General features: G+C 43.3%; 21 protein-coding genes and 2 tRNA genes. 4 read left to right on the plus strand and 19 right to left on the minus strand.

Annotated features, from left to right (window positions below):
- Positions 1–17: 17 nt before the first annotated feature.
- From nusA to murJ, 9 genes are all read right to left on the minus strand, one after another.
- Entirely contained in the window at positions 18–1,505 is a 1,488-nt protein-coding gene (nusA, locus tag OCU48_RS10605; RefSeq protein ID WP_141345395.1) for a transcription termination factor NusA, read from the minus strand.
- Between the two features lie 23 nt (positions 1,506–1,528).
- Positions 1,529–1,984 (minus strand): ribosome maturation factor RimP, encoded by a 456-nt coding sequence (gene rimP, locus OCU48_RS10610; protein ID WP_141345394.1) that lies wholly within the window; start codon positions 1,982–1,984, stop codon positions 1,529–1,531.
- 208 nt (positions 1,985–2,192) lie between these two features.
- Positions 2,193–2,269 (minus strand) — tRNA-Met (locus tag OCU48_RS10615).
- 50 nt (positions 2,270–2,319) lie between these two features.
- Positions 2,320–2,403 (minus strand) — tRNA-Leu (locus OCU48_RS10620).
- Positions 2,404–2,418: 15 nt separating this feature from the next.
- Positions 2,419–2,754 carry a preprotein translocase subunit SecG gene (secG, locus tag OCU48_RS10625; protein WP_141345393.1) on the minus strand — a complete coding sequence of 112 codons (336 nt, stop codon included), beginning with the start codon at positions 2,752–2,754 and terminating at the stop codon, positions 2,419–2,421.
- Positions 2,755–2,941: 187 nt separating this feature from the next.
- Positions 2,942–3,463, minus strand: coding sequence for a signal peptidase II (gene lspA, locus OCU48_RS10630; RefSeq protein WP_141345392.1), 522 nt, complete (start codon positions 3,461–3,463; stop codon positions 2,942–2,944).
- A complete protein-coding gene (ileS, locus tag OCU48_RS10635; protein WP_141345391.1) occupies positions 3,456–6,287 on the minus strand; it encodes an isoleucine--tRNA ligase in 2,832 nt (943 codons plus the stop codon). Before ileS ends, lspA begins: the two co-directional genes overlap by 8 nt.
- Before the next feature lie 94 nt (positions 6,288–6,381).
- On the minus strand, positions 6,382–7,314 hold the full coding sequence (ribF, locus tag OCU48_RS10640) for a bifunctional riboflavin kinase/FAD synthetase (RefSeq protein ID WP_141345390.1): 933 nt from the start codon (positions 7,312–7,314) through the stop codon (positions 6,382–6,384).
- Positions 7,315–7,439: 125 nt separating this feature from the next.
- Complete coding sequence (gene murJ / locus OCU48_RS10645) at positions 7,440–8,999, minus strand: murein biosynthesis integral membrane protein MurJ (RefSeq protein WP_141345389.1); 1,560 nt, start codon at positions 8,997–8,999, stop codon at positions 7,440–7,442.
- A 300-nt stretch (positions 9,000–9,299) separates the two neighbouring features.
- Here murJ and rpsT point away from each other — a divergent pair, with 300 nt between their 5' ends.
- The gene (gene rpsT / locus OCU48_RS10650) at positions 9,300–9,560 is read left to right on the plus strand and encodes a 30S ribosomal protein S20 (protein WP_141345388.1); all 261 of its coding nucleotides are present in this window, start codon (positions 9,300–9,302) and stop codon (positions 9,558–9,560) included.
- Positions 9,561–9,657: 97 nt separating this feature from the next.
- On the opposite strand, the gene OCU48_RS10655 is transcribed toward rpsT, so the two are convergent.
- Together OCU48_RS10655 and nhaR are read right to left on the minus strand one after the other, a co-directional pair.
- Complete coding sequence (locus OCU48_RS10655; RefSeq protein ID WP_141345387.1) at positions 9,658–9,957, minus strand: ArsR/SmtB family transcription factor; 300 nt, start codon at positions 9,955–9,957, stop codon at positions 9,658–9,660.
- Between the two features lie 84 nt (positions 9,958–10,041).
- A complete protein-coding gene (nhaR, locus tag OCU48_RS10660; RefSeq protein WP_141345386.1) occupies positions 10,042–10,929 on the minus strand; it encodes a transcriptional activator NhaR in 888 nt (295 codons plus the stop codon).
- Positions 10,930–11,272: 343 nt separating this feature from the next.
- Here nhaR and OCU48_RS10665 point away from each other — a divergent pair, with 343 nt between their 5' ends.
- Positions 11,273–12,421 carry a Na/Pi symporter gene (locus OCU48_RS10665; protein ID WP_141345385.1) on the plus strand — a complete coding sequence of 383 codons (1,149 nt, stop codon included), beginning with the start codon at positions 11,273–11,275 and terminating at the stop codon, positions 12,419–12,421.
- Between the two features lie 63 nt (positions 12,422–12,484).
- Here OCU48_RS10665 and OCU48_RS10670 read toward each other — a convergent pair whose 3' ends face one another.
- From OCU48_RS10670 to rppH, 6 genes are all read right to left on the minus strand, one after another.
- A complete protein-coding gene (locus OCU48_RS10670) occupies positions 12,485–13,441 on the minus strand; it encodes a Solitary outer membrane autotransporter beta-barrel domain (RefSeq protein ID WP_141345384.1) in 957 nt (318 codons plus the stop codon).
- Between the two features lie 152 nt (positions 13,442–13,593).
- Positions 13,594–14,445, minus strand: coding sequence for a thymidylate synthase (locus OCU48_RS10675; RefSeq protein WP_141345383.1), 852 nt, complete (start codon positions 14,443–14,445; stop codon positions 13,594–13,596).
- Positions 14,445–15,269, minus strand: coding sequence for a prolipoprotein diacylglyceryl transferase (gene lgt / locus OCU48_RS10680; RefSeq protein ID WP_141345382.1), 825 nt, complete (start codon positions 15,267–15,269; stop codon positions 14,445–14,447). Before lgt ends, OCU48_RS10675 begins: the two co-directional genes overlap by 1 nt.
- Before the next feature lie 22 nt (positions 15,270–15,291).
- Entirely contained in the window at positions 15,292–16,086 is a 795-nt protein-coding gene (locus OCU48_RS10685) for a sulfite exporter TauE/SafE family protein (RefSeq protein WP_208727135.1), read from the minus strand.
- Positions 16,087–16,088: 2 nt separating this feature from the next.
- Positions 16,089–18,341 (minus strand): phosphoenolpyruvate--protein phosphotransferase, encoded by a 2,253-nt coding sequence (ptsP, locus tag OCU48_RS10690; protein WP_141345380.1) that lies wholly within the window; start codon positions 18,339–18,341, stop codon positions 16,089–16,091.
- A gap of 12 nt (positions 18,342–18,353) precedes the next feature.
- Positions 18,354–18,872 (minus strand): RNA pyrophosphohydrolase, encoded by a 519-nt coding sequence (gene rppH, locus OCU48_RS10695; protein WP_141345379.1) that lies wholly within the window; start codon positions 18,870–18,872, stop codon positions 18,354–18,356.
- 612 nt (positions 18,873–19,484) lie between these two features.
- Between rppH and mutH the strand changes: the two genes are divergently transcribed.
- Positions 19,485–20,150, plus strand: a complete 666-nt coding sequence (mutH, locus tag OCU48_RS10700; RefSeq protein ID WP_141345378.1) for a DNA mismatch repair endonuclease MutH — start codon at positions 19,485–19,487, stop codon at positions 20,148–20,150.
- 17 nt (positions 20,151–20,167) lie between these two features.
- Here the strand turns inward: mutH and OCU48_RS10705 are convergent, their stop codons facing one another.
- Both OCU48_RS10705 and OCU48_RS10710 read right to left on the minus strand, forming a co-directional pair.
- Positions 20,168–20,479: a DUF6482 family protein gene (locus OCU48_RS10705; protein WP_141345377.1), complete on the minus strand. Its 312-nt coding sequence runs from the start codon at positions 20,477–20,479 to the stop codon at positions 20,168–20,170.
- 125 nt (positions 20,480–20,604) lie between these two features.
- Positions 20,605–21,516, minus strand: a complete 912-nt coding sequence (locus tag OCU48_RS10710; protein ID WP_141345376.1) for a hydrogen peroxide-inducible genes activator — start codon at positions 21,514–21,516, stop codon at positions 20,605–20,607.
- Between the two features lie 195 nt (positions 21,517–21,711).
- Here OCU48_RS10710 and OCU48_RS10715 point away from each other — a divergent pair, with 195 nt between their 5' ends.
- Positions 21,712–22,320, plus strand: coding sequence for a peroxiredoxin C (locus OCU48_RS10715; RefSeq protein WP_141345375.1), 609 nt, complete (start codon positions 21,712–21,714; stop codon positions 22,318–22,320).
- The last annotated feature ends 110 nt before the right edge of the window (positions 22,321–22,430 follow it).

Genomic DNA, 22,430 nt, shown 5'->3' on the forward strand with positions numbered 1-22,430 from the left:
ACTACCTCCGTGCCGGATTATTCTTCGTCACCAAACCAACAGATGTTACGTGCAGCCATGATTAACTCACCAGCACGTTCTTCTGTTAAATCGTCGATACCTTCAAGATCATCTGTGCCTTGGTCAGCAAGATCTTCTAGGGTCACTACACCTTTAGCCGCTAGTTTGAACGCCATTTCGCGCTCTAAGCCTTCTAATGCTAATAGATCATCAGCTGGGTGTAGGCCTTCAAACGACTCTTCTTGCGCTAGTGCAAGGGTGGTGAGTGCATCTTTAGCTCGACTACGTAGTTCTTCGACCAAATCTTCATCTAGACCGTTAATTTCCAAAAGCTCACTCATTGGCACGTATGCCACTTCTTCAAGAGTTGAGAAGCCTTCTTCTACCAACATTTCTGCGAAATCTTGTTCAAGGTCTAGGTGCTTCATGAAGCTTTCAATAGCTTCAGTTGATTCTGCTTCGTGTTTCTTCTTTAAATCTTCTACAGTCATTACGTTCAGTTCCCAACCAGTCAGTTGAGATGCCAAACGTACGTTTTGACCACTACGGCCAATTGCTTGCGCTAGATTATCAGCTTCAACAGCGATATCCATTGAGTGCGTATCTTCATCTACGATGATTGACGCTACATCAGCTGGAGCCATTGCGTTGATAACAAATTGCGCTGGGTTGTCATCCCAAAGGATGATATCGATACGCTCATTACCTAACTCACCAGAGACTGCTTGTACGCGTGCACCACGCATACCCACACATGCACCTACTGGGTCGATACGGCGATCGTTAGTTTTAACTGCGATCTTCGCACGAGAACCTGGATCACGAGCTGCTGCTTTAAGCTCAATGATATCTTCTGCAATTTCAGGCACTTCGATACGGAATAGCTCAGTTAGCATTTCTGGCTTAGAGCGAGTAATGAATAGCTGGAAGCCGCGTGCTTCTGGACGTACAGAATAAAGAAGACCACGTACGCGATCGCCTGGACGGAAGTTTTCACGAGGTAACTGGTCATCACGAAGGATAACGGCTTCAGCGTTGTTACCAAGGTCTAGAACTACTGTTTCACGGTTTACTTTCTTAACAACACCAGTGATTAGCTCACCTTCGTTATCAATAAACTGTTCAACGATTTGCTCACGCTCTGCTTCACGAACTTTCTGAACGATAACTTGTTTCGCTGTTTGCACAGTAATACGGTCAAATTTAACCGAATCGATTTCGTCTTCAACGAAATCACCCAAATCTAGAGTTTCATCGTCAAACTGTGCAGCTTCAATTGACATTTCCAATGTTGGACTTTCAACTTCAGCAACCACTTCCCAGCGACGGAAAGTTTCGAAGTTACCGCTCTTGCGATCGATTTCAACACGTACTTCGATTTCCATCTCGTACTTTTTCTTTGTCGCAGTTGAAAGCGCAATTTCTAGCGCTTCAAAAATACGTTCGCGAGGAACGGCTTTCTCATTTGAAACCGCTTCTACTACAGCTAGAATTTCTTTATTCATTCTTATAGCCTCTTTAAATAGACTTAAAACTTAGGGATCAGATTGGCTTTAGATATGTTGCTCAGAGCAAACTCATTATCTTGGTTGTCAGTTTCAATGGTGATGAGCTCACCATCAACACCCTTGATAACGCCCTTCCACTTGCGGCGATTTCCAACACCCATCTTCAACACAATGCTGACCTCTTGGCCTACAAACTGTTCATAGTGTGCAGTCTTGAAAAGCGGTCGCTCAAGTCCTGGTGAAGACACTTCAAGGTTATAAGCAACAGAAATAGGATCTTCTACATCCATTACAGCACTAACCTGATGGCTTACTTCAGCACAATCGTCAACATTAATACCGTTTTCGCTATCGATATAAATGCGTAATGTCGAATATTCGCCTGCGCGAATAAACTCAAGTCCAACTAACTCATAACCTAATGCCTCTACAGGCGCTTCAAGCATCTCAGTTAGTTGTCTTTCTAAACCAGTCATTGTTCAACCACTCCAGAAACAAAAAAAGGGCATAAAGCCCATTTCATTTACCAAGCACACATCCACAGTGATAAACCGCAGATAACAAAAAACCCCGATAGTCGGGGTTTTATGCTGCTGGACCCTGATATCACTAAGCTAAAAGAAGCTTAGCTCATAACCGAAAAATTTCAGTTATGATGTTTGAAAATTCAGATTCAACTAAAAATGGTTGCGGGGGCCGGATTTGAACCGACGACCTTCGGGTTATGAGCCCGACGAGCTACCAAGCTGCTCCACCCCGCGTCCGACTATTAAACATTATATGCCTAATAGATTGCTTTTCAAACAATATATGGTGCCGAGAGAGGGACTCGAACCCTCACACCAAAGGCACCAGCACCTCATGCTGGCGTGTCTACCAATTTCACCATCTCGGCAATAAGCATTTCAGCTTACTGAGGAATATCCGCGCCTTTTTCGGCTGGAATTTCACTCACTGCGTCGTCTGTTTTTTGAATAGTTTGACCAGCTGTTGGGTCAACCCACTGAGACTCAGTCTTATGCGTAGACATATTTCCAAGAAACAAACAAACAACGATGAAGATTGTTGCAAAAACTGCAGTCATTCGGGTTAAAAAATTACTAGAGCCGCCTGCGCCAAATACTGTATTTGATGCGCCTGCACCGAACGAGGCTCCCATATCTGCGCCTTTACCTTGTTGAATCAGAACTAGGCCAATCACACCAAGCGCAGCCAACAGGTAAATCACAAGTAGAGTTTCAAACATCTTTCCACCTATGTTCCAAATTGTTGAGCCAGCGCGTCATAATCGTGATTTAAAATAAGATTACAACAAAGCTAGCGCGCCCTTTATAGGGCGGACGCAATAGTAGCGAAACCTTGTAGCGGTGACAAGTAAAATATACTGCCACCACCACCGAGTGCTCACTTATCGAGCACACAGACAAAGTTCATTACTTCTCAGTAGAATTTGCTGAGTCGCGTTTTCCGCTAATAAAGCCATCAAGAATAACCATGCCAGCACCAATGCATATAGCACTATCAGCAAGGTTGAATGCAGGCCAGTGATAGGTTCCCACGAAAAAGTCGAGGTAATCAACCACAAAACCATGCACGATACGGTCAAAAACGTTGCCTAGAGCACCACCAATGATCAGTGAATACGCTATGTTATTCCACTTTTCAGTTTGAGGAAGTTTTCGCATCCAGAACATCAACATTCCACACACAGCAATAGCAATACCGGTAAATAACCAGCGTTGCCAACCACCTTGGTCGCCTAGGAAGCTAAATGCAGCACCGTAGTTGTGTACATAAAGCAGGTTAAAGAAGGGCAATACCTCAATGCGGTTCGCCCAGCCATACCCCATGGTGTCCATCACCACTAGCTTTATTGCTACATCAGCAATAAAGATCAGAGCCGCCAGCCAAAGCCAGCGCAACCCTGTTTGCTTTAGTAAGCTCATATTAGGCAAACTTTCGAACCTCGCCTTCGCCTTCTACGTTTGACACACAACGACCACAGATTGTTTCATGGCCTTCGATAGTGCCTACATCTGCAGTGTGGTGCCAACAACGGTCACACTTCTCAAGCTCTGTCGCATTGACTTGAACGAATAGACCTTCAATTTCTGTTGGTTGAGCTGTGTCAGGTTTTTCTGATACTGGTGCTACATCTGCGCGAGACGTTAGCAAAACAAAACGGAGTTCATCGCCCAAGTTGTTTAACTTGCTAGCCAATGCATCGTCTGCGTACAGAGTAACTTCTGCTTGAAGTGAACCACCGATCAGCTTCTCTTTGCGCGCTTCTTCAAGAAGCTTATTCACAGAAGCACGAACCTGTTGTACGTCATTCCAGAACTCATTATTTAGCTCTTCGCCTTCCGCTAAGCCGAATAGACCATCGAACCACTCACCAGTGAATACAAACTTATCGCGCTCGCCTGGCATTTCATTCCAGATCTCGTCTGCAGTGAAAGACATGATTGGAGCCATCCAACGAACAAGTGCTTCAACGATGTAGTAAAGTGCAGTCTGACAGCTGCGTTGAGCATGACTGCCCTTCTTCGCTGTGTACTGACGGTCTTTAATTACATCTAGGTAGAAAGAACCCATTTCAATAGAACAGAACTGCATCAAACGCTGTGTTACTGCGTGCGTATTGTAATCTTCGTAAGCTTTAACAATTTCTTGTTGAGCCGCTTGTGCACGTCCTACTGCCCAGCGGTCTAAAGCAACCATTTCATCTGCAGGAACAAGGTCCGTTGCAGGGTTGAAACCACTTAGGTTTGCCAGGAAGAAGCGAGCCGTGTTACGGATACGACGATACGCATCAGCACTGCGTTTTAGAATTTCATCAGAAACCGCTACTTCACCAGTGTAATCGGTAGAAGAAACCCACAGACGAAGAATATCCGCGCCTAGCTTGTTGGTTACATCTTTAGGTGCAACAACGTTACCCACTGACTTAGACATTTTACGGCCTTGGCCATCAACAACGAAGCCATGCGTGAGCACTTGCTTGTATGGAGCTTCGCCTTTCATTGCAACAGATGTGATCAATGAAGATTGGAACCAACCACGGTGTTGATCTGAACCTTCAAGGTATAGATCTGCACTTGCACCATTAAATTCTTCACGCGCATCAACTACAGAGTAGTGAGTCACACCTGAATCAAACCATACATCTAGGGTATCTAGCGTTTTCTCGTAGTTAGCCGCGTCTTCTTCACCAAGAAGTTCTACTGCATCGACATCCCACCAAGCTTGAATGCCCTTCTCTTCAACTAATTGAGCGACTTTCTCAATTAATTCTTGAGTATTAGGGTGAAGTTCAGACGTCTCTTTGTGTACAAACAAAGTGATCGGTACGCCCCATGTACGTTGACGAGAGATACACCACTCAGGGCGACCTTCGACCATTCCTTCAATACGGCTTTGACCCCACTCTGGCATCCATTGAACGCCCTTGATTGCGTCAAGTGCATTTGAACGCAAGCCTGCTTGGTCCATAGAAACAAACCATTGTGGCGTAGCACGGAAGATGATCGGCGTTTTGTGGCGCCAGCAATGTGGGTAGCTGTGCTCATAAGCATGGTGATGTAGCAGAGCACCTTTCTCTTTTAGTACTTCTAGTACAGAGTTATTTGCTTTAAACACGTGCTGACCTGCGAATAGTTCAGTATCTGGAAGATACACACCATTTGAACCAACAGGATTAGCGACTTCTAAGTTGTAATGTTGACCAACCACGAAATCTTCTTGACCGTGACCAGGTGCAGTATGGACGATACCCGTACCTGAATCTGTTGTTACGTGCTCACCCAAGATTGCAGGTACAGTAAAGTCATAGAATGGATGCTGGAAATCCAACAGTTCAAGCTCTGCACCTTTAGCAAAACCAAGGTTATGGAAGTGCTCGATACCCGCACGATCCATCACGTCTTTTGCAAGATCTGAAGCTAAGATCAAACGCTGAGGGTTTTCGCCTTCAACTTGAACTAATACATATTCAAGATCATCGCGCATACACACTGCGCGGTTAGCAGGAAGAGTCCAAGGTGTCGTTGTCCAGATAACAACAGAGATATCACCTTTACCTTCATGGCCGTCAGCTAGAGAGAATTTGCTTAATACTGCTTCTTCATCTGCCGCAGCAAATTTCACATCAATTGATGGAGAAACCTTATCTTTGTATTCAACTTCCGCTTCTGCAAGAGCAGAACCACAGTCAGTACACCAGTGAACAGGCTTAAAGCCTTTCAATAGGTGGCCGTTGTCTGCAATTTTACCCAGAGCGCGAATGATATTGGCTTCAGTGCCAAAATCCATGGTGCGATATGGTTTATCCCACTCACCCATGATGCCAAGACGTTTAAAGCTTTCTTTTTGGCCTTCAACTTGACCTGCCGCATATTTGCGACACTCTTCACGGAACTCAGCAGCAGAGATCTTATGCCCTGGCTTGCCTTTTTTCTTCTCAACCATTAGTTCAATTGGAAGACCGTGGCAATCCCAACCTGGGATATAAGGTGCATCGTAACCAGAAAGAGTCTTTGATTTAATAATAATGTCTTTAAGAATCTTATTTAGCGCGTGACCAATATGGATGTCACCGTTTGCGTATGGAGGGCCATCATGCAAAACAAAAGGCTTATTGCCTTTTTTAGCTTCACGGATAGCACCGTAAAGATCTTCTTTATACCAACGCTTAAGCATCTCTGGTTCACGATTCGCCAGATTACCGCGCATTGGAAACCCTGTTTCTGGGAGGTTCAGGGTATCTTTATAGTCAGTCATCGATTCTTAGTTCCGTAATATTGGGCGAAGTTAGACATTATGGCGAACGCCTATTCAATACAGTGCAAACGGATTTGCAAAGCCTTAAATATCGTCAGCGCCTGTGCTGAAGCAACCACACCCGAGCTGCTTCTGCATCTAATTCTATTTGAGTTTTAAGTGCTTCGAATGAAGGAAATTTCACTTCTTCGCGCAACTTGTGTAAAAGGCAGACCTCTAATTGTCTACCGTATAAATCTTCTGCAAAATCAAAAAAGTGTACTTCTAGTTGCTGTCGTACACCGTTTACTGTTGGTCGCTGGCCAACATTAGCCACACCACCGACCATTCGACCGTCTATGCTCGTTTCCACCACATACACGCCTAAAACGGGAGACACAGTTCGCTTTAATGGGATATTCGCAGTAGGAAAACCTATAGTTCTTCCTAGCTTTCGTCCGTGTGATACACGTCCACTAATGCTGTAGTGCCTTCCTAGCATGGATTTGGCTTGTGCCAGTTCATCATGAGCTAATGCCTGACGAATGGCTGTACTGCTGACTCTTTCTGTATTTAGACAGAAACTTTCAGTGCTCACAACCTCAAATCCATACTCTTTCCCTGCTTGTTGAAGCATAGAAAAGTCACCTTGACGCTTACGACCAAAGCGAAAATCATCACCGACAACGAGAAATTTAACTCCGAGCTTTTCCACTAACAGTTCTTTAATAAATTGCTCTGGGGGAAGTCCCGCAAAGCGCTTACTAAAGTTCACACAAAGCAGTCGCTCTAGGTTCAATTTACTAAGTTGCACATATTTATCACGCAACCGAGTTAGTCTAGCTGGCGCCTTACTTTGCAGAAATAGCTCTAAAGGCTGCGGTTCAAACGTCATCACCACAGCGGGAAGACCAAGAACTTCAGCTTTTTGTTGTACCTGCTTCAAGACCGTTTGATGCCCTAAGTGGACACCATCAAAGTTACCTATGGTCAAGACACACCCCTGATGCTCAGAGCGTATGTTGTGGCTACCTCGGATAAGATGCATGTAACGTGTAAAACCTAACCTTCTCAGTCGACATTGCGGACCATAAAGCCCTAAACTGGCGAATTATATACCGAAACCTCTAATAGATGCTAGCAACGAGAAGCGCTGATTTATATTGACCTAAATTAAGCGTGTACTTTTAGGTGTTTAAATCGAACTCCAAGCACTAATGCTGTCAATAAATACGCCATTGCACCAGTACCTATCATTAAGGTTAACTCAAGCACTCTGTCAGTGAGAGACATACTAATCCAGCTCTCTAGCGGTTTAAGTAGATAAAGAATAGCGCCTACCATAGCGCCACCAGATACCGCAAGTCGCAACATGAAACCCAGAGTTTGACGAGTTAAACGATAAACCTGTGCTTTATGCAAACCTCTATACAGTAAGCCCATATTCACAAATGCCGATAAGGCCGTTGCCATAGCTAATCCTACATAGCCGTAATGCCAAGCAAAAATGATATTGAACACCATGTTAGAGGTCATCGCGATAATACCGTAACGCACAGGTGTCTTCGTATCTTGGCGAGAATAATACCCGGGTGCCAATACCTTAATTAACATAAAGTTAAGTAAACCTGATGCATAGGCTACCAAAGAATAAGAGGACTGCTGCACCTCATAGACACCAAACTCTCCACGCATAAACAGCACCATTAGCATAGGTTTCGCCAATACGATCAAGCCCAACATGGCTGGCAGGCCAAGCAGCAGCACCATACGCACACCCCAGTCCATCGTTGAGGCAAAACCTTGACCCTGCGCATCAACATGCTTTCTAGATAGTGCTGGCAAAATCACAGTAGCTATGGCAATACCGAACAAACCCAATGGAAATTCAAGAAGGCGGTCTGAGTAATAGAGCCAACTGATTGAGCCTGTTTGTAGGAAACTGGCAATAAAAGTGTCTAGCAACAAGTTAATCTGACTAACAGAAACACCAAATAACGCAGGGATCATTAAAGTGCGAATCCTCACTACACCAGGATCGCGCCACCCCCACTTTGGTCTAACAAGAACACCTTCTTTAATAAGAAAAGGAAGTTGGAAGAAAAATTGAACCAAGCCACCAAGAAAAACACCGATCGCCAGTCCTATCTCAGGGTTGGCTAAACGTGGTGAGATCAACGATGCAGACAAGATGATCATCACATTCAAGAATACGGGGGTAAAAGAAGAAACCGCAAACTTACCCAACGTATTTAATATTGCCCCTGATAGAGCAACAAAGGTAATAAACCATAAATAAGGAAAGGTGATCTTCAGCATTAAGCTGGCCATCTCGAATTTTTCAGCAGATGGACCACCATTTAGCCAATCTAGGAACCACCCCGTACCGAAGATGGCGGTGACTACACCGGATCCCAAAACACCAACAACCGTCACAATGGAGACAATCACACCTAGCGTTCCTGATACCTTAGCGATCAATTGCCTCGTTTCATTCATATCACCTTTAGAGTGATATTCAGTAAGCACGGGTACAAAGGCTTGCGAGAAAGCCCCCTCAGCAAACAATCGTCTTAAAAAGTTTGGGATCTTATTGGCAAAGAAAAATACGTCTGCACTGGCTCCTGCACCCATAAGGTTAGCAACCACAACGTCTCGAACTAACCCTAAAACACGAGAGACTAGGGTCATGGCACTAACAATGGCGCCCGACCGAAGAAGGCCTTTACTCACTTTTATTCCTTAATTAACTGATGCAACTAGTAATTAGCATGCTTCTAGCGAAGACACAGCCTACCAGAAAGCGACTCCAACTTATTGATATATACACTTAGAGATAAGTATCTTAGGTTGAGTGTAGATCTAACCCATAAATGCTGTTAAAATCCCCGCCATCTTAACCGTGTTAACCCGTCGAAACAAAATTACCTTGTTTTAGATGAGTTTTCACACAAATCAATTGACTTTCGATTAGCAAACAGGCATTCTCCACGCCCTATATTGTTACCGAACAAGTTTTTGGGAGTTAGACCCTTGGCAAACAGTAAATCTGCTAAGAAGCGCGCTATCCAAGCTGAGAAACGTCGCCAGCACAATGCTAGCCGTCGTTCTATGATGCGCACTTACATGAAAAAAACTATCGCTGCTATTGAAGCTGGCGACAAAGAAGCTGCAACTGCTGAACTAAAAGCTGTTGCACCGATCCTAGATCGCGCTGCGACTAAAGGCCTTATTCATAAGAATAAAGCTGCTCGTCATAAAGCACGCTTCACTGCTGCAATCAAAGCTCTTTAATTAGAACTTCGATTCAGATAAAAAACCGGCTTTTGCCGGTTTTTTTGTATCTATAGATCCTGAAATTAATCAGACCGCTCTAGTTTTTCCTCTATTCTCACTCCTCTGAGCAATACATATCATGCAACAGATGAATCATGCGCTTAACCTCTGGGCTACTCAACGAGTAATACACCGTTTGGGCTTCTTTGCGAGTTTCAACTAACCCATCCCCCCTAAGCCAAGCGAGATGTTGAGATAATGCTGACTGACTGAGGTCTAACTGTTGGCACAATTCTCCTACAGATAACTCTCGGTCATGTAACATACACAAGATAAATAGGCGTCTCTCATTTGCCATTGCCTTAAGCAGTGAGATGGCTTGAGGAGAGTTTTTCTCCATTGCTTTCAAGTTCATAGCGTATCAATCATATCTATTAGTTCAGTAATTGGATTAAGACTACCGTTGAGACCTACAAAGTTAAACCTCTGTCGGTACAAATTAATGGAAAATATTCGAAAAATTAGCATCACAAACACTTTTCACCGCTGGATGTTGAATCATTCTTTCCGCAAAGATCACATAATACTCTTCCTTTAAAGCGTCTATCGATGCTATTCGGTGAAAGCCACCTGTATCTGTTTTATAGGGATAGCGAGTAGGGGCTACAAACACGGTATCTGGGTGCGCCTCGGCAAAGGCTTTCATCAATGCGAAATCATCAAACTCACCTAGAATTGTTGGTTGATAGCCTTGTCTATCGCACCATTCCGTAATTTTACGTCCCATCGAAGTTCTTGAACCAGGGATCAGCAGCTTGTATTTTTCTAGGTTAGCTAAAAACTCTTTCTCATCTATGGAAGTCGCGGAGCAAAAGCTCATTTCACACTCCCCTAGTTTTTTACTGTATAAGCCTGCATTTTGTGATGAATCAATAGGACAGTCAGATAGAATCATGTCTAATTTATGCTGAGACAGTTGTTCCAGTAGAAGCTCATGAGTCGACTCATAGCACCTAAGATGAATATGACCGTCCGCAGGAATTGTCGTAGAAAGAATGCGACTTACTAAGCTTTTTGAGAGAGCATCCGCCACTCCCACTTCAAACAATAGATTGGCTCGTTGACTGTAATTAACGATATCTAGCATTTCATAGCTTAAGTCATACATTCTATCGGCATATTTAAATACCAACTGACCAAGCTCCGTGGGTTCTATACTCCGACCATTACGTTTGGTGAGCTTACCATTCAAGCGCTGCTCTAATGCCTTGATTTGCCCTGTCACCGTTTGTGGTGTTAGAAATAGTGCATCAGCAGCCTTAGTTAAAGACCCTTGCTTGCAAACCATCCAAAAATAATAGAGATGATTGTAATTTAAATGCGACATTTCCCCTCCTGTGTAAACCTTCAAATATAAAGGTAAAGTGCATTAAACTTCGATATTACCGAATCCAAGTTAAAGCAAGATGACAATTTTGTCACATTAATATTTGGACCAGATCAATATTTGACACTAAAGTTGCTCAAGGAGCGTCCAAACATAAAGGTAATACCGGACATTAAAGCATTAAAAATCAACAACTTAACAAACAAAGAAACTCACGCAAACGTTTACTTTAATTGAGTAAGAAAAAGGCGATTATTTATAAAACTGTAATATAACTGAAATATTAGTTATCTAAACTCGCCAACAGTTGATTAAAAGCCTAAAACGGGCCCGGAGATAACAAATGAACAACCAAGCATCCTCAGTTTCAGCAGCAATAGCAGGTAAAACCAGCTGGCTACGTTGGGCTAACTTGGCTTTCATGCTGTACCTACTACTTGTTTCAGTTTCATTGGTTGGCAGCGGCTTTAAGATGGCCTCTGGCGAACATGCCAAAACACTTTTTGACTTTGCTTCTCATCCAGTAGCAGGCTTAATGATTGGCCTTGTAGCAACGGCTCTTATTCAGTCTTCTAGTACAGTAACCTCTATTATTGTAGGTCTTGTAGCAGGCGGGCTTCCCGTTCAAATCGCTATCCCTATGGTTATGGGTGCAAACATCGGTACCACGGTAACGAACACTTTAGTTAGCCTTGGTCACCTTCGCTGTAAAGAAGAGTTCAAACGCGCATTTGCAAGTGCAACCGTTCATGACTTCTTTAACTTGCTGGCGGTATTGATTTTCCTACCACTAGAAATGATGTTTGGTATCTTTGGCAAGCTTTCAGCTTGGTTAGTCGCTCCTTTAATGAACACCGGTGACCTAAACATGGGTGGCTTCAACTTCATTAAGCCTCTAACAAAGCCTCTACTTAGTGTTATTCAAGAGCCGCTAACTGCCTTCGGTCCTATCGCTGCTGGTGTGAGTATGATTATTTTAGGTATCGCTACCATCATCATCTCTATCACCATCATGGGTAAGCTCATGAAGAGCCTAATGGTAGGTCGTGCACGTGAAATTTTGAAGAACGCTATCGGTCGCGGTCCTCTTCACGGTATCTTCTCTGGCTCTGTTGTCACCATATTAGTTCAATCTTCATCGACGACGACTAGCTTAATGGTTCCATTAGTAGGCTCTGGCGTTCTTAAAGTTCGTGATGTGTATCCATTTACACTAGGTGCAAATATCGGTACCTGTATTACCGCGCTTCTTGCTGCAACAGCAGTAACCGGTGAATTTGCCGCCTTTGCGCTTCAAATTGCTCTAGTTCATTTGCTATTCAACATTGCTGCAACCGCATTCATCTTTGGTATTCCGTTCTTGCGAGAACTACCATTGAAAGGTGCAGATTGGATCTCAACAATGGCGATTAAGAACAAGAGCGTCGTAGCTGGATATCTGATTGCTGTATTCGTTGTAATGCCTGGTGCAATTATTGCGATGACTGCGTAGCAATTAAAAAATTTAAAAAACCTGCCAAATGTGGCAGGTTTTTTTTCGTCTGAATCTTAGAGATTACTCATTGTAATAGATGACTAATGCACCGCCCTTCAATGAACTCCCATAGTTCAGTGAAATACCAATACCTACGTTGTATATCAATGAAGAGTAGTCGCTGGTGTCCATTACCCAACCAAAGCTGTATTCGGCATAATGAGTCGTATCTAAAGGCTCTCTTAAATCACCACCTACATCAATTCTGCGTACTCTAAACAAAAGATCTTGTTTTCGATTTCCCCAAGGGTCTAGGTGATACTTGTACTGTATACCGTTCATTATGCGCCAGCCTTCAGGGGTGGCATTAGCAGTACCAATACTGCCACCAAAGCTTCTGCCCCAGAAATAGTGATATTCGCTATTAAAGCGGATCTCTCCCGGACCTGTATCTTTGGTATAAATCAAATCAGCTTGAGGCTCAACTATCCAAATATTCGACGTACCATTGATAACGGAATTAATGCCTTTCGCTTCAATAGTCTCTGCTGCTGGGCTATTAGCGGTAAACTTATTCCTGTAGTGCATAAGATGAAGTCCTGAACCTGTAAATAGCTGCCACCCTTCTGATATCTGATAGCCCACAGCGTATTCGGCATAACCCGCTATTACCTCGTCTTCATTCTTATCACTTTCCCAAGTAATGCCAAGATCTTCTAGTTGGTCATAATCAACATCTCTTGTTAAACCCATATAAGCAGCTCTGAGTTTTAAACGATGTAACCAAGGACTTTCATCATTAGAAAACAAGAAGGAGATAGGAAGAGAGGTCACTGTTATCCTACGCTTGGTATTAATCGACTCTTGCCCTCCAAAGTCTGGATTACTAGTACCAAATATTTGATTAGGGTCGAAGCTACCAAAGCCAATAGTCAGCAGTTCACTGTCGGTCAACACCAAGGCCGTTGAATAGATATCCGTTAGATACTGGTCAGGGTCAATAAGGCTAGCAAAAGCAGTTGTAGAGGATCCCAACATAGCTACTGCCAACGCGACATTACATCCATGTTTCACTGTAAAGTTAACTCTATCCACTGAGTTCCGAGCATTAAAAAAGGCTAATACCTAAATATTAGCCTCTTAAATAATAGTTTTTATAATTCAGTGAGATAAATTTTAATTATTTGCTCTTATACCGAAAATGGGTAGCGAATCGCGGGATGAGATTCGTACCCTTCCACTGAGAAATCATCCAAAGTAACCCAAGTTTCTAGGTCTTCTAAGCTCTTAATCTCAGGATTAATAATAAACTTAGGAGCATTTAATGGCTCTCGCGGCAACTGTACATCTCGCATCAACTCAAGCTGATCTTCGTAAATATGCGCATTAACAATCTTATGATAGGCCACACCCGCTTTCTTACCTGTGATCTGTGCCATGATGGCCAGAAACGCATACACTTGCACCATATTGAAATTTAGCCCCAGAGGGACATCACAAGAGCGCTGAGTACTATTTAGGTATAAGGTATCACCAAGCAAAGAGAAGTGATGACTGTACATACATGGACGTAAACAGCCCATGTGAAACTCACCAGGGTTGTAAAAATTCAGTATTTCACCACGGTCATCGATGCCCTGTTTAAGATCATCAACAATCTTGCGTAGCTGGTCAATATGCCCACCGTCTGGTTTAGCCCACTGACGACCTTGAACACCATATACACGGCCCATGTCATCCTCACCTTTACGGTATGGATTATTTAACCACGCATCGTTCAGGTTCGAGTTTGCATCCCATGTTTTTGTGCCTAGCTGACGAAACTGTTCTGCGTTATCGTAACCACGAATGTATCCTAGCAGTTCCGCAACAGCCGCTTTCCAGAAGCTTTTACGAGTCGTCACCAATGGAAAAGCATTATTCGCCACGTCATAGGTTAAATCAGCATTAATAACGGTCAAACAACGCTTACCCGTACGCTGATTCTCAATCCAGTGCCCTTCATCAACGATACGGCGACATAGATCTAGATACTGCTTCATTACTTCTCCTTCGCCTTGTTTACTTCAAGGGACTTCTGGTTATATTTATATGCCCATAACATCATAGCGGCGCCAATAAGGATCATTGGTGTTGACAGTATTTGCCCCATAGAGATCCAGTTACCAAACAGCCCTAAGTGAGCGTCCGGTTCACGGAAGTACTCGACGATAAAGCGGAAAGAGCCATAGCCAATCAAGAACAACCCTGAGACAGCGCCAGCTGGTCTAGGTTTACGAATAAAGAAGTTCAAGATAAAGAACAACACAATCCCTTCTAGAATCGCTTCATAAAGTTGCGAAGGATGTCGTGGCAGATATCCTCCAGATGGGAACATTACCGCCCATGGAACATCCGTTACCCTGCCCCACAGTTCGTCATTCATAAAGTTGCCTATACGGCCAACTCCCAACCCAAACGGGATAAGCGGAGCGATAAAGTCAGCTACATTGAAGAAGGTACGACCGTTGCGGTAGGCATAGAATGCCATTGCTGATATTACGCCTAACAAACCGCCATGGAATGACATGCCACCTGTCCATACTTGGAACAAGTAAAGCGGGTTGTCTAAAAATAGATCGAAATGGTAGAACAACACATACCCAACACGCCCACCAACGACTACGCCGAGAAATCCTAAAAACAACATGTCGGACACTTGTTCTCGCGTCCAGCCGCTATTCGGTTGGTCGGCGCGACGATTAGCTAACCACATAGCAAATGCGAAGCCAAAAAGGTACATCAGTCCATACCAACGAATAGAAACTGGACCAATTTCAAGTAGTACGGGATCGATATGAGGGAAAGAGATAAATCCTTGATTCATAAAATCTTCTTAGAGCAAATCATTAAAAGAAAAGCATTCGTATCGCTATTATCAATAGCAATACTGCAAAACATTTTTTCAGTACTTTAGTGGGTAACACAGAGGTTAACCTCACACCGAGCTTACTGGTTAGAACTGAACTACATGCAATCGCTAGCAAGGCAGGAATATACACATAACCCACGCTATGGTCTGGTAGATCTTTCGCCCCTACACCATGAAAAATAAAGCCAATCATTCCAGAAGCAGCAAGTAATGCGCCACAAAACGATGAGGTGCCTATCGCTTTGCGCATTTCTATTCCATGTCGGTTGAGAAATGGAACCATCAGAGATCCACCGCCTATACCCGCTAGGCTTGAAATAGTACCGATCGTAGTTCCAGATATAAAGGTCTTTATTGCGCTAGGTAAAGGTTTTACAGTCCCTACGTTCACCGAGATAAACATCTTGATGGATAAAAACAGAACTATACACCCAAAAACAGGAGGCAAATACTGACTTGGTATAAATTCCGCTACAAAACTACCACCGAAGCCACCAAGTATGACACCTGGAATCAAGAATTTGACCACAAACATATCGACATTGTTCACTCGATAATGATTGAGTGCCGAGGAACCGGAGGTAATGATGATGCAAGCTAAAGAAGTGGCTAGCGCCATTTGCATGGCAATATCTGCTGATACACCAGACTTTGGTAATAGAAATAACAATGCAGGAACGATAATAAGGCCACCGCCAATTCCTAACAATCCTGCAAGTACGCCCACCAGCGCACCGATCATTGCTAAGATGGCGATTAATTCGAATGTAATCATTAATGTTTTCCAGGCCGAACAAACCCGGCAAGGTCTCTTTTCTCTAGGTAGTTAAACGCAAGCTTATGCACATCAGAAGCGTACGCTTTGGTTATGGCTTGATTGGCAAGTGTCTCTAAGTCATCGAAATTTGATTGTCTTATCACATATTTGATATTGGCCACATTAGCTGAGTTCATACTGAGTTGCTTAAACCCCAAACCAAGCAATAGCAGAACACCGATAGGGTCGCCCGCTAACTCACCGCAGATTGATACTGGGATTTTTGAATGTCGGCAAGCATCATGTATTTGTTTCAGCGCCATTAGTACAGAAGGATGGACTACTTCATATAGCTCTGAAACTTGGCTGTTATTTCGATCTACGGCTAATAGATATTGAGTAAGATCATTGGTACCCACAGAAACAAAATCTATTCGCTTGGCGATAACCGGGAGCAGATAGATCATGGAAGGTACTTCAAGCATGATCCCGACTTTAGGTTTTTTCACATTCGGATAAGTAAGTGCCACCTCATGATACGCCTGAGCAATCAAAGATAACGCTGAATCCAATTCAGGGACACCCGAGATCATGGGTAAGAGGATCTTTAATTCACTCTTTTGTCCAACACTTGCTCTCATCATTGCTCGAACTTGAATCAAGAAGATATCGGGATGATCGAGAGTAAAGCGAATCCCTCTCCAGCCTAAGAATGGGTTTTCCTCTTCCATAGGGAAGTACGGAAGTGATTTATCACCACCAATATCTAGAGTTCTCATCACAACAGGTTTGCCTTGTGAATAAGCCAGTACTTTTCGATACGTCTCAACTTGTTCATCTTCGGAGGGGAAGGCCTGCTTAACGATGAACGATATCTCTGTACGATAGAGTCCCACGCCATCCACAACATCAAAGAATGAGTAGCTTGCGTCGGCACCTAGACCAGCGTTAAGCAAAATAGTGATGGGCACTTTATCTGAAGTTAACGCAGGCTCACGCACCTCAGATTCAACCATAGAGCGAACTTCTTGCTCTTCTGCCAGTAACTTCTGATAGTCGCTCATCTCTTTGGCTGTTGGGTTTAGCAATACCTCACCGCTATAGCCATCTAAGATGACCTGCTTATCATCAGCTTCAATGCCATTTAGGTTTGAACCAATGACCGATGGTATGCCCAGAGCACGAGATAGGATTGCAGCATGAGAGTTCACCCCACCTTGTAGTGAGATCACCCCCAAAAGTTTATCTCTAGGTACTGATGCCAACAATGTCGTTGTAAGTTCATTTACGACAAAGATAACCGGTTTCTCGAGTTTGATTTCTTTGGCTTGCGAATGATAGAGGAAATACAGCAACCTCTGACCTAACTCTCGAACATCTTGAGAGCGCTCTTGAAGGTAAATATCATTCATACGGGCAAAGTGATTGGAGTAACGCTCTATCACCTGGCGCAATGCCCAATCAGCAGTATCCCCTTTTTCGATTTGCTTAATCAAATCCCCTCGAAGTTTGGGATCATTCAAAAGGTGAGTAAACAAATCAAAGATAGCTAAGGCATCTTTGTTGAGGTCGCTATCGAGTTGCTTTCTAAGGCGCCTAAATTCAGTCAAGGCCGACTCTACTGCAACGAGCAGCCACTCTTTGTCTTTTTCGGTATCAACCGCCGAAGACGGGGATACGTCTTTAAGCAAAGGCTCGTCGTTACCACGCCAGATAGGTCCAATCGCAATCCCGTTACATGCAGAAAGGCCTTTTATGGTGGAGCTTTTTCGTTCTTGTAGAAGCCAGTTACCTTGCTGTTGCTCGCTAGCAATAAGCACTGCTAACTGGGCCGCAAGAGTGACTAGAAAAGACTCTTCGGTATCACTAAATAACCGCGGAGTTTTCTGTTGGATAACCACGACACCCAGCATACGCTTGCGGTGGACTATGGGCGTGGCTAAAAAGGCTTGATAGACCTCTTCGCCAAGTTGTGGGAAAAATTTAAAATCAGGATGGAGAGAAGCTTTTGCGACGTTTAATGGTTCAGCGGTTCTGTAGACTAAGCCGACTAACCCTTCTTGGAAGCCTATGTGCAGGCGTTCACCAGAAAAAGTCAGCCCCTTGGTTGCCATTAACTCAAGGCGCTGCTTTTGGTGATTAGAAAGGTAAATGGTGCAACATTCGCTATTAATAGCATCACAGGTACGCTCAACAAACACTTCAAGTGCTTGATGTATATCTTCGACCCGAGATACGTGCTCAACTATATCCCTTAGCTGATTTAGCATTATTGCGCCTCACTACCCTCTGCGGTGTTTGCGTTTTCGGTTTTGCTTTCGATCTTTGAAAGGCATAGCAAAAGAAGCGAATTCTTTCATTGCTCTGCGGTAGACATCCCTTTTAAAGGAGACAACTTGTCTCACTGGGTACCAAAAGCTTACCCAACGCCATCCATCAAATTCTGGAGTTGGCCCTCTTTGCATATTAACCTGCGATTCATCACAGGTTAGTTGCAATAAGAACCATTTCTGTTTTTGCCCGATACAGACAGGTTTGGAGTCCCAACGTACTAATCTTTTTGGTAAGCGATACCGCAACCAATGGCGACTAGTAGTGACAATCTTTACATCTTGTTTGGTTAATCCAACCTCTTCATACAATTCTCGGTACATCGCCTGTTCTGGCGTCTCACCGTCATCTATTCCACCCTGTGGAAATTGCCATGAATGTTGTCCGTATCGTTTAGCCCAAAACACTTGACCGTGGTTGTTACATATTACGATTCCCACATTTAAGCGGTAACCATCGCCATCGATCACTGGCTAACCTCTACTGATAAATTTTATATGAGTCGATTTTTCCACAGATCCCCCAGTTGAGCAAATGCAACTGAAGTAAAAGTTGTCAAACTATGAAGTCAGAGTGACACCATTGGATAAATAGCGAGCAAATTCAACCTTATCAACAGAACCACTTCAATTAGAGCTATTTATTCACTATATCTGTGAATAACTTTGTGAGGAAACTTGAGATAATTAATGTACGGCTTAATTTTTGATCTCGACAGAAATTTAAAAAACATAACAAAAACCAAATTAAGCTTTTAATATTAACAAGATATGTAAATTCAGCCACATAGTTCACCAAGACTAAAACTGATTAATATTTGATCCTTTCGGATCGTTTAAAATTCAACCACTCATTCATTTATCCACATAGCAAGACAAGCAAGGCACACTTAACTCTGTAAAACAAGCATATAACGTGACAACAACCCCTGTTTATTTATACATAAGTATCAATTATTACAGTAATTCTCCCTCGCCCTGTGGATAACCTTCATTTTGCACTCTAGTTGGCTTATAATTGGGCATTCCCGTATCATCAAAGATCTTTGAGAAGTTACGATCTTTTGCAATTGGAGATCTTTTGTGCAGACAACTCCCCCACAATCTGAGCTAGAACTGGTTAACAGGGCTGAATCCTTAACTGGATATTCTTTTGCTGAACTAGCAGAAGAAGCGGGAATTGCAGTGCCAAAAGATCTTCGTCGTGATAAAGGTTGGGTAGGCCAACTTATCGAAGCTCACCTTGGTGCTGAAGCAGGGAGCAGACCTGAACAAGACTTTGCTCATCTTGGTATCGAACTAAAAACAATTCCTCTGAGTCACATAGGTAAACCTTTAGAGAGCACTTTTGTTTGTGTTGCACCCTTGACTGGAATTCATGGACTTACATGGCAACAAAGTCATGTAAGACAAAAATTAAGTAAGGTATTGTGGGTACCCGTAGAAGGAGAGAGGGAGTTACCTATCTCGGAGCGCCACGTTGGTTTTCCCAAATTATGGACACCCTCCCTTGAACAAGAGACTTTATTGAGAGCGGACTGGGAAGAGTTAATGGAAATGATTGCTACAGGACGGATCCATGAAATCAATGCAAGACATGGGGAAGTCATGCAAATTCGCCCTAAAGCGGCTAACAGTCGAGCATTAACTGATGCCTATGGCGCTAGCGGTAAGCAAATAAAAACCCTGCCTCGAGGTTTTTACCTGCGAAGCCACTTTACCCACTCTATCTTGCTTGAAAGCCAATAGCTCAAGTTTGCTTAGCGCTAATAACTCTTTAGAGATAGCTCAATATCGCAGTAAAGCTTATCCTCTGGCGCTCCACACTCATCATAAGCGTTATGCAATCGCAGATATGCGCTATTTAATCCAAGCCTAATCAACTCTTCTTTGACGATCTCTAATGAAGCAAAAGACATAGGCTTATCATCTTCACGTATCGGCTCAAGCTTGTGTTTAAATTCAACAGCAAGTTGGTAAGTAGAAAGATCAGCACACCCGATAACGAAGACTTTTGGCACTTCCATATGCCTCTCGATATCAGCATGAATCCATTGGTCGAACTGATGTTTTTGCATGATACACCCCCACACTACTTTCTAGTAAAGACCACCAACTATAGAGGATCAACTAAATTGAGGATCTTTCTGCATATTGGACTTAGTTAAATATACGTAAAAGAGCAATCAATGGGGTTATACCGTTATTTTTCTAGTAGCTTCTCTATTACTTCGGCCAACTGAGTGAAGGTTTCGGTTCTAGTACTGCTTGGCCTCCACACCAACCCTATGTTTCGATAAGCCTGACGACCAGGTGGATCGATAACACGTAATGAATGGTTTGCCAGTAATCCGTGATCAATCGCCATTTGAGGAATAAAGGTTGTGCCAAGACCATTAGCAACCATCTGTACTAAAGTATGCAAACTCGTTGCTGTGAATGGGTTTATCTTACTTTTCTCGGTGAGATTGCACGCTGAAACAGCATGATCGGTAAGGCAATGTTCTTTCTCAAGTAGAAACACCGACTCATCCGGAAGGTCCGAATAGTGCAAAGGCGTCTTTACACTCTCAGCCTGCGATTCACTGATCACCATTCTGAACTGATCTCGCCCCACCACCTTACTGGCAAAATTTCCGATATCCACAGGCAATGCCAGCACCAATACGTCCAATTGGCCATCTTGCAAAGCCGTCAGCAGGTTTGCTGTAGTATCTTCTCGTAGTAACAAGGTTAAATCAGGAAAATTCTTGTTTACCTCATGAACTAGACCACTTAAAAGAAACGGAGCAATGGTAGGGATAGCTCCAAGCCTTAGTTGCCCCTGCATTGCACCGCCACATGCAAGTTGACCAAGCTCCATCAAATCTTGGCTCTTCGTTAGCAGTTCTCGCCCTTGTTTAATCACCATTTCACCAACATGGGTAAATACCAGTGCACTTTTTTTGTCTTTCTTCTCATACAACGAACAACCAAATTGTTCTTCGAGATTCTGAATTCCCTTGCTTAAGGTGGATTGGCTAACAAAACACAGCTGAGCTGCCTCACCAAAGTGACGCGTTTCGTGCAGCGTGATCAGATAATGGAGCTGTTTAAGACTGGGCCATTTATTCATATAAAGTTCAAAAATTACCGTCGGTTATCAATCGTTTTGTGCGCTAGTTAACAAGTTTTAAACATCGTTTTTTTCGATTGACTTAATCTATTTAATTCGCTTTTTTCAATAGTATATTGTGTATTATAGTTTGTCTCGTACAAACATGGACTAAGCCTGAAACACAGGCGTCATTATAAATTTTAGGAGTTCAAAATGGTATTAGTAGGCCGTCAAGCACCAGATTTCACAGCAGCAGCTGTACTAGGTAACGGTGAGATCGTTGATAACTTCAACTTTGCAGAATTCACTAAAGGCAAGAAAGCGGTAGTTTTCTTCTACCCTCTAGATTTCACATTCGTTTGTCCATCTGAGTTGATCGCGTTCGACAACCGTTTACAAGATTTCCAAGACAAAGGCGTTGAAGTAATCGGCGTTTCTATCGATTCTCAATTCTCTCATAACGCATGGCGTAACACTGCTATCGAAGATGGCGGTATCGGTCAAGTTAAGTACCCTCTAGTTGCTGACGTTAAGCACGAGATCTGTAAAGCGTACGATGTTGAGCATCCAGAAGCAGGCGTTGCTTTCCGTGGTTCTTTCCTTATCGACGAAGACGGTCTAGTACGTCACCAAGTAGTTAACGACCTTCCTCTAGGCCGTAACATCGACGAAATGCTACGTATGGTTGACGCTCTTAACTTCCACCAGAAAAACGGTGAAGTTTGTCCAGCACAATGGGAAGAAGGCAAAGCAGGTATGGACGCATCGCCAAAAGGTGTTGCAGACTTCCTATCTGAGCACGCTTCAGACCTAAGCAAGTAATTTAATACTTGTAACTAGATTACGTTAAGCCGGCCAATACCTCGTATTGGTCGGCTTTTTATTATCTGTTGTTTAGTCCTTTTTCATATGGAACCCTAACACCTAAAAAC

Source organism: Vibrio inusitatus, assembly GCA_024346935.1.
In the GTDB taxonomy this organism is placed as follows: Bacteria; Pseudomonadota; Gammaproteobacteria; order Enterobacterales; family Vibrionaceae; genus Vibrio; species Vibrio inusitatus.

Excerpts from the sequence above, each read along its gene's own strand:
- nusA (WP_141345395.1), bottom strand. The coding sequence starts at position 1,505 with ATGAATAAAGAAATTCTAGCTGTAGTAGAAGCGGTTTCAAATGAGAAA.
- rimP (WP_141345394.1), bottom strand. The coding sequence starts at position 1,984 with ATGACTGGTTTAGAAAGACAACTAACTGAGATGCTTGAAGCGCCTGTA.
- secG (WP_141345393.1), bottom strand. The coding sequence starts at position 2,754 with ATGTTTGAAACTCTACTTGTGATTTACCTGTTGGCTGCGCTTGGTGTG.
- ileS (WP_141345391.1), bottom strand. The coding sequence starts at position 6,287 with ATGACTGACTATAAAGATACCCTGAACCTCCCAGAAACAGGGTTTCCA.
- ribF (WP_141345390.1), bottom strand. The coding sequence starts at position 7,314 with ATGCATCTTATCCGAGGTAGCCACAACATACGCTCTGAGCATCAGGGG.
- OCU48_RS10655 (WP_141345387.1), bottom strand. The coding sequence starts at position 9,957 with ATGAACTTGAAAGCAATGGAGAAAAACTCTCCTCAAGCCATCTCACTG.
- nhaR (WP_141345386.1), bottom strand. The coding sequence starts at position 10,929 with ATGTCGCATTTAAATTACAATCATCTCTATTATTTTTGGATGGTTTGC.
- OCU48_RS10665 (WP_141345385.1), top strand. The coding sequence starts at position 11,273 with ATGAACAACCAAGCATCCTCAGTTTCAGCAGCAATAGCAGGTAAAACC.
- OCU48_RS10670 (WP_141345384.1), bottom strand. The coding sequence starts at position 13,441 with ATGTTGGGATCCTCTACAACTGCTTTTGCTAGCCTTATTGACCCTGAC.
- OCU48_RS10675 (WP_141345383.1), bottom strand. The coding sequence starts at position 14,445 with ATGAAGCAGTATCTAGATCTATGTCGCCGTATCGTTGATGAAGGGCAC.
- lgt (WP_141345382.1), bottom strand. The coding sequence starts at position 15,269 with ATGAATCAAGGATTTATCTCTTTCCCTCATATCGATCCCGTACTACTT.
- ptsP (WP_141345380.1), bottom strand. The coding sequence starts at position 18,341 with ATGCTAAATCAGCTAAGGGATATAGTTGAGCACGTATCTCGGGTCGAA.
- OCU48_RS10705 (WP_141345377.1), bottom strand. The coding sequence starts at position 20,479 with ATGCAAAAACATCAGTTCGACCAATGGATTCATGCTGATATCGAGAGG.
- OCU48_RS10710 (WP_141345376.1), bottom strand. The coding sequence starts at position 21,516 with ATGAATAAATGGCCCAGTCTTAAACAGCTCCATTATCTGATCACGCTG.
- OCU48_RS10715 (WP_141345375.1), top strand. The coding sequence starts at position 21,712 with ATGGTATTAGTAGGCCGTCAAGCACCAGATTTCACAGCAGCAGCTGTA.